The 7,033-nt window shown below is 59.6% G+C and carries 6 protein-coding genes; 2 read left to right on the forward strand and 4 right to left on the reverse strand.

Annotation, left to right across the window (positions count from 1 at the left end; all coding sequences use genetic code 11):
- Positions 1 to 5: 5 nt before the first annotated feature.
- The 4 genes from QRN61_RS07615 to QRN61_RS07630 all read right to left on the reverse strand — a co-directional run bounded on the left by QRN61_RS07615 (position 6) and on the right by QRN61_RS07630 (position 4,230).
- Entirely contained in the window at positions 6 to 1,439 is a 1,434-nt protein-coding gene (locus QRN61_RS07615) for an NAD(P)(+) transhydrogenase (Re/Si-specific) subunit beta (RefSeq protein WP_095139707.1), read from the reverse strand.
- Positions 1,439 to 1,759: an NAD(P) transhydrogenase subunit alpha part 2 gene (locus QRN61_RS07620; RefSeq protein ID WP_003220416.1), complete on the reverse strand. Its 321-nt coding sequence runs from the start codon at positions 1,757 to 1,759 to the stop codon at positions 1,439 to 1,441. The genes QRN61_RS07615 and QRN61_RS07620 overlap by 1 nt, the downstream gene beginning before the upstream one ends.
- Positions 1,760 to 1,774: 15 nt before the next feature.
- Entirely contained in the window at positions 1,775 to 2,896 is a 1,122-nt protein-coding gene (locus tag QRN61_RS07625; protein WP_007962844.1) for a Re/Si-specific NAD(P)(+) transhydrogenase subunit alpha, read from the reverse strand.
- 434 nt (positions 2,897 to 3,330) lie between these two features.
- Positions 3,331 to 4,230 (reverse strand): LysR family transcriptional regulator, encoded by a 900-nt coding sequence (locus QRN61_RS07630; protein ID WP_097090188.1) that lies wholly within the window; start codon positions 4,228 to 4,230, stop codon positions 3,331 to 3,333.
- A gap of 157 nt (positions 4,231 to 4,387) precedes the next feature.
- Between QRN61_RS07630 and QRN61_RS07635 the strand changes: the two genes are divergently transcribed.
- Both QRN61_RS07635 and QRN61_RS07640 read left to right on the forward strand, forming a co-directional pair.
- Positions 4,388 to 5,569 carry an acyl-CoA dehydrogenase gene (locus tag QRN61_RS07635; RefSeq protein WP_003220420.1) on the forward strand — a complete coding sequence of 394 codons (1,182 nt, stop codon included), beginning with the start codon at positions 4,388 to 4,390 and terminating at the stop codon, positions 5,567 to 5,569.
- A 13-nt stretch (positions 5,570 to 5,582) separates the two neighbouring features.
- Entirely contained in the window at positions 5,583 to 6,803 is a 1,221-nt protein-coding gene (locus QRN61_RS07640) for a CaiB/BaiF CoA transferase family protein (RefSeq protein ID WP_285373504.1), read from the forward strand.
- Positions 6,804 to 7,033 lie beyond the last annotated feature (230 nt).

Consider the following 7,033-nt stretch of genomic DNA (forward strand, 5'->3'; position numbering starts at 1 on the left):
GAGGATTACTCCACCGCTTTGACCATGTCTTCGATGACTTTCTTCGCGTCGCCGAACACCATCATGGTCTTGTCCAGGTAGAACAGTTCGTTGTCCAGACCGGCATAACCGCTGGCCATCGAGCGCTTGTTGACGATGATGGTCTTGGCCTTGAACGCTTCGAGAATCGGCATGCCGGCAATCGGCGATTTCGGATCGTTCTTGGCGGCCGGATTGACCACGTCGTTGGCGCCGAGTACCAGCACCACGTCGGCCTGGCCGAACTCGGAGTTGATGTCTTCCATCTCGAACACCTGGTCGTAAGGCACTTCGGCCTCGGCGAGCAGGACGTTCATGTGCCCGGGCATGCGACCGGCCACCGGGTGGATCGCGTACTTCACGGTCACGCCACGGTGGGTCAGTTTCTCGGTCAGTTCTTTCAAGGCGTGCTGCGCGCGGGCCACCGCCAGGCCGTAACCCGGGACGATGATCACGGTGTCGGCGTTGGTCAGCAGGAAGGTTGCGTCGTCGGCCGAACCGGATTTAACCGGACGGGCTTCTTTCGCTCCGGCAGGTCCTGCGTCAGCCGTATTGCCGAAACCGCCGAGCAATACATTAAAGAAGGAACGGTTCATCGCCTTGCACATGATGTACGAGAGAATCGCACCGCTCGAACCCACCAGCGAGCCGGCAATGATCAGCATCGAGTTGTTCAGCGAGAAGCCGATACCCGCTGCAGCCCAACCCGAGTAACTGTTGAGCATCGACACCACCACCGGCATGTCGGCGCCGCCGATCGGGATGATGATCAGCACGCCCATCACGAACGCCAGGGCCAGCATCAGCGCGAACGCTGCGAGGTTGCCGGTGAGCATGAAGGTCACGCCCAGCACCAGTGTCGCCAGACCCAGTACTGCGTTGAGCTTGTGCTGACCGGCAAACTGTACCGGTGCGCCCTGGAACAGACGGAACTTGTACTTGCCCGACAGCTTGCCGAAGGCGATCACCGAACCGGAGAAGGTGATTGCACCGATCGCCGCTCCGAGAAATAGCTCCAGACGGTTGCCCGCCGGGATCGAGTCTCCCAGTTGCTTGACGATGCCCAGCGATTGCGGCTCGACCACCGCGGCAATGGCGATGAACACCGCCGCCAGACCGATCATGCTGTGCATGAACGCGACCAGTTCCGGCATCTTGGTCATTTCAACGCGCTTGGCCATGATCGAACCGGCGGTGCCGCCGATCAGCAGGCCGACGATCACGTAACCGATACCCGCAGTCGCCAGCTCAGCCCCAAGCTTATAGATGAGGCCGACGGTGGTGAGGATGGCCAGCGCCATGCCGAGCATGCCGAACAGGTTGCCGCGCCGCGAGGTGGTCGGGTGCGACAGGCCTTTGAGGGCCTGGATAAAGCAGATCGACGCGATCAGGTAGAGCGTCGTGACGAGATTCATGCTCATTACTTCGGCGCCTCTTCTTTTGCTTTCGGGGCTTTCTTCTTGAACATCTCAAGCATGCGGCGGGTGACCAGGAAGCCACCAAACACGTTGACCGCAGCCAGTGCCACGGCGAGGGTGCCCATGGTCTTGCCCAGCGGCGTGACGGTCAGCGCAGCAGCGAGCATGGCGCCGACGATCACGATTGCCGAAATGGCATTGGTCACCGCCATCAACGGCGTGTGCAGCGCAGGTGTAACGTTCCAGACCACGTGGTAACCGACATAAATCGCCAGCACGAAGATGATCAGGTTGTAGATACCGGGGGAGATAAGCTCTTCCATCGTCTGAATCCCTGCTTAGGCGTTTTTGCGGATGACTTGGCCGTCGCGGCACATCAGGCACGCGGCGACGATGTCGTCTTCGAGGTTGACGTCGAACTGGCCTTCTTTGGTGAACACCAGCTTGAGGAAGTCCAGCAGGTTGCGGGCGTACAGCGCCGAGGCGTCTGCAGCGACTTCACCGGCCAGGTTGGTCGGGCCGACGATGGTCACGCCGTTCTCGACCACGACCTGATCGGCGACGGTCAGCGGGCAGTTGCCGCCCTGAGCTGCCGCGAGGTCGATGACCACCGAGCCCGGCTTCATCTGCGCCACGGTGTCTGCGCTCAACAGTGTCGGCGCCTTGCGGCCCGGGATCAGTGCGGTGGTGATGACGATGTCGGCCTGCTTGGCGCGTTCGTGCACAGCCTGGGCCTGACGTTGCATCCAGCTCGCCGGCATCGGGCGAGCGTAACCGCCGACACCGACCGCGCATTCCCGCTCTTCGTCAGTCTCGTAAGGCACATCGACGAACTTGGCGCCGAGGGATTCGATCTGTTCCTTAACCGCCGGACGCACGTCAGACGCTTCGATCACCGCACCCAGACGTTTCGCCGTGGCAATCGCCTGCAACCCGGCCACGCCGGCACCCAGAATCAGCACGCGCGCCGCTTTCACGGTGCCCGCAGCGGTCATCAGCATCGGCATGAAGCGCGGATAGTAGTGCGCGGCCAGCAACACCGCCTTGTAGCCGGCGATGTTTGCTTGCGACGACAACACATCGAGACTCTGCGCCCGAGAGGTACGTGGCGCTGCTTCGAGGGCGAACGCGGTGATCCCGCACTCGGCCATTTTGGCGATGGTGTCGTTATTGAAGGGGTTGAGCATGCCCACCAGCACCGTGCCGCGCTTGATCAGCGCCAGTTCGGCGTCGCTGGGGGCGACCACTTTGAGAATCAGCTCGGCGCCGAACGCATCGTTGGCACTGCCAATGGTTGCGCCCGCCGCTTCATAGGCACTGTCGACAACGCTGGCTTTAACGCCGGCGCCGGTTTGCACAGTGACCTTATGACCTTGGCTGATCAGCTTTTTAATGGTTTCCGGGGTTGCAGCAACCCGTGTTTCACCGGTCTGGGTTTCGAGAGGAACACCAATGTGCACGTCAAATCTCCTGCGTGATCTTATTGAGTAAACCCAGGCACTGCGGATGGTGCGACTGGGGCGGCCGATCAGCACGATCCCGCCAAATCAGGGCGGGGCGCGGCATTTTGCAGGCGAACTTTATGCCCTTCAAGGGATTATGACGGGTGACGGAAAATTAACTACAAGTCATCCCGTGACCGAATGTCGCAGATGGCCAGTTGAATCCCTTGCAGGCCGTGCCTTGCAAGGATTCTGGCTGAATTTGAAAAAATTTCTCATCGGCGGCGTGAATAGGCCGTAATGAGTCGTGGATGGAGGCTCAAAGCCACGTCTTCAGGCGCTTGTGGGACGTCTGTACGACTTTCGGATACAGTCTGTGATTTTGCGACAAATACTTATATCTGTAGGGCTTTGATTTTCCTGACTACCGGGTTAGTAATCGCTGTAAGCCTTTATCCTTCTAGGCTGTAGCTGTTTGCCTGATTGACCAGCCAATCGCGAAAAGCCTTGAGTGATGCCGATTCGACCTTTCGCTCCGGAATCATCAGGTAATACGCCTTGATGCTGGAAAGCGCATTCGGGTTGGCGACCACCAGGCGTTTCTCGGCCAGTTCGCGCTGAATCAGAAACGGTGGAATCAGCGCGATGCCCATGTCGTGCATGGCCGCTTGGGCCAGCATGGAGAATAGCTCGTAGCGCGGACCTGTCATGTCGCGTGGGATGTTCAGGTGCTGCGAATTGAACCATTGGCGCCAGGCGTAGGGGCGAGTGGTTTGCTGCAACAGAGGCAGCTCGGCAATCTCGTTGGGTGTCAGATGTTTCTTGCTGCCGAGGAGAGCGGGGCTGCATACCGGCATCGGATTTTCGCCCATCAGCCTGTGGGATTCGGTACCCGACCAATCGGCGTCGCCAAAGTAGATCGCTGCGTCGAAATCGGTGTCGGCAAACAGGAACGGACGAGTGCGGTTGGTCAGGTTGACGGTGACCTCGGGGTGCTTGAGCTGGAAGTCCTTGAGCCGTGGCAGCAGCCATTGCGTGCCGAAGGTCGGCACCACCGCCAGTTCGATCACGTTGGTGCCTTGCTGGCCCATCACCGAGAGCGTGTCGCGCTCGACGGCGTCCAGTTGCGTGGCCACCCGACGGCTGTAGGAAAGTCCCGCTTCCGTCAGCTTCACTCCACGTCGCGAGCGCCGGAAAAGCTCCACACTGAGGAACTCCTCAAGGCTGGCGATCTGTCGGCAAATGGCGCCTTGGGTGAGGGAAAGTTCTTCGGCAGCCTTGGTAAAGCTTTCGTGGCGAGCGGCGGCTTCGAAGCTGATCAGGGCCGTGGTGCTGGGTATCTTCCTGCGCATGTACGTCAACCTCACTAATGCGCCGCATAAAAGGTATTCAGCGACGTTTCGGAGTGAGAAATTAGCACAACAGGATGCGAAATCCTCGTTTGCCCCGTAGGCGAGCCGGGCCTAGGATCAATGCCACGTTAATTCACCGATTTGCGAGGACATACTCATGGGCGGTAAAGCTAGCTTCAATTGGATCGATCCCCTGCTGCTGGATCAACAGCTCACCGAAGAAGAGCGCATGATCCGTGACACCGCCGCCCAATTCGCTCAGCAGAGCCTGGCGCCCCGCGTGCTTGAAGCTTTCCGCCATGAGAAAACCGACCCGGCAATCTTCCGCGAAATGGGCGAAGTCGGCCTGTTGGGGGCGACCATTCCTGAGCAGTACGGCGGTAGCGGCTTGAACTACGTCAGCTACGGTCTGATCGCCCGTGAAGTAGAACGCGTCGACTCCGGCTACCGTTCGATGATGAGTGTGCAATCGTCGCTGGTGATGGTGCCGATCAACGAATTCGGTACAGAAGCACAGAAGCAGAAATACCTGCCGAAACTGGCCTCCGGTGAATGGATCGGCTGCTTCGGTCTGACCGAACCAAACCACGGTTCCGACCCGGGCGCGATGATCACCCGTGCGCGCAAAGTCGACGGCGGCTACAGCCTGACCGGCGCCAAGATGTGGATCACCAACAGCCCCATCGCCGATGTGTTCGTGGTCTGGGCCAAGGACGATGCCGGCGACATCCGTGGCTTCGTACTGGAAAAAGGCTGGAAGGGCCTGAGCGCACCGGCGATTCACGGCAAGGTCGGCCTGCGCGCCTCGATCACCGGCGAAATCGTCATGGACAACGTGTTTGTCCCGGAAGAGAACATCTTCCCGGATGTGCGCGGTCTGAAAGGCCCGTTCACCTGCCTGAACTCCGCACGCTACGGCATCTCTTGGGGAGCCTTGGGAGCTGCCGAGTTCTGCTGGCACACCGCTCGCCAGTACACCCTCGATCGTCAGCAGTTCGGGCGTCCATTGGCCGCTACCCAACTGATCCAGAAGAAGCTGGCCGACATGCAGACCGAGATCACTCTGGCGCTGCAAGGCTGTCTGCGCCTGGGTCGCATGAAGGATGAGGGCACTGCGGCGGTCGAAATCACTTCGATCATGAAGCGCAACTCCTGTGGCAAGTCGCTGGATATCGCTCGCATGGCCCGTGACATGCTGGGTGGCAACGGTATCTCTGACGAGTTCGGTGTGGCCCGTCATCTGGTCAACCTGGAAGTGGTGAATACCTATGAAGGCACCCATGACGTTCACGCGCTGATCCTCGGTCGCGCGCAAACCGGTCTGCAGGCGTTCTATTAATAGGAGAACGACCATGGGCGCGCTGTCGCATCTGCGAGTACTGGATTTATCACGCGTGCTGGCCGGGCCGTGGGCCGGACAGATTCTCGCCGACCTTGGCGCCGAGGTGATCAAGGTCGAGCGCCCGGGCAATGGCGACGACACGCGCGCCTGGGGGCCGCCCTTCCTTAAGGACGCTTATGGTGAGAACACCAGCGAGGCGGCTTATTACCTGTCGGCCAACCGCAACAAGCAATCGGTGACGATCGACTTCACTCGCCCCGAGGGGCAGCAGCTTGTGCGGGACCTCGCGGCCAAGTCGGACATTCTGATCGAGAACTTCAAGGTCGGTGGGCTGGCTGCCTATGGGCTGGACTACGAGTCGCTGAAGGCGATCAATCCGGACCTGATCTATTGCTCGATCACTGGCTTCGGTCAAACCGGGCCGTATGCCAAGCGTGCCGGTTATGACTTTATGATCCAGGGGCTGGGCGGGCTGATGAACCTGACCGGTCGTCCTGAAGGTGATGAAGGCGCCGGGCCGGTGAAGGTGGGAGTGGCGCTGACGGACATTCTTACGGGGCTATATTCGACCGTGGCGATTCTGGCGGCGCTGGCTCATCGTGATCACGACGGTGGCGGGCAGCACATCGATATGGCTTTGCTGGATGTGCAGGTCGCATGCCTGGCGAATCAGGCGATGAACTACCTGACTACTGGCAATGCGCCGAAACGACTGGGTAATGCACACCCGAACATCGTGCCCTATCAGGACTTCCCGACGGCCGATGGTGATTTCATTCTTACCGTTGGTAATGACGGCCAGTTCCGCAAGTTTGCCGAGGTAGCGGGCCAGCCGCAGTGGGCGGATGATCCGCGTTTCGCGACTAACAAGCTGCGGGTGGCTAACCGCGCGGTGTTGATTCCTCTGATCCGCCAGGCGACGGTATTCAAGACCACCGCCGAATGGGTGGCGCAGTTGGAGCAGGCGGGCGTGCCGTGTGGGCCGATCAATGATCTGTCCCAGGTGTTTGAGGATCCGCAGGTGAAGGCGCGGGGGTTGGCGATAGAGCTGCCGCACGCACTGGCGGGGATGGTCCCGCAGGTGGCGAGTCCGATCCGGCTGTCGCAGACGCCGGTCGAGTACCTTCGCGCGCCTCCTTTATTGGGCGAGCATACGTTGGAGGTTTTGCAGCGGGTGCTGGGTCTGGGCGCTGGCGCGGTAGAGGCACTCAAGGCTGATGGAGTGCTTTGAGTATCGCCTCTATATAGAAGAAGGCTGTTTCCTGCCTATATATAGATGGAATTGTGCGTTTTTTAACCGATCTGTAAGTTGTTGAAAGAAAACTGAAATTAACGGTTGACGGCAGATTCTGGAAGTCTATAATTCGCCCCACTTCCGGCGCAGTCGAAACGGAAAACTCCTTGAGATTCAACGAGTTACGCAGTTTTCGGCAGCGACTTGCTTCAGTTCATCGAAGCCTG

The sequence above is a fragment of the Pseudomonas sp. lyk4-TYG-107 genome (assembly GCF_030209055.1).
GTDB classification, from domain to species: domain Bacteria; phylum Pseudomonadota; class Gammaproteobacteria; order Pseudomonadales; family Pseudomonadaceae; genus Aquipseudomonas; species Aquipseudomonas putida_A.

What these genes read in the sequence shown, in the direction of transcription:
- QRN61_RS07615 (WP_095139707.1), bottom strand. Translation starts at nt 1,439, where the DNA reads ATGAGCATGAATCTCGTCACGACGCTCTACCTGATCGCGTCGATCTGC.
- QRN61_RS07620 (WP_003220416.1), bottom strand. Translation starts at nt 1,759, where the DNA reads ATGGAAGAGCTTATCTCCCCCGGTATCTACAACCTGATCATCTTCGTG.
- QRN61_RS07630 (WP_097090188.1), bottom strand. Translation starts at nt 4,230, where the DNA reads ATGCGCAGGAAGATACCCAGCACCACGGCCCTGATCAGCTTCGAAGCC.
- QRN61_RS07635 (WP_003220420.1), top strand. Translation starts at nt 4,388, where the DNA reads ATGGGCGGTAAAGCTAGCTTCAATTGGATCGATCCCCTGCTGCTGGAT.
- QRN61_RS07640 (WP_285373504.1), top strand. Translation starts at nt 5,583, where the DNA reads ATGGGCGCGCTGTCGCATCTGCGAGTACTGGATTTATCACGCGTGCTG.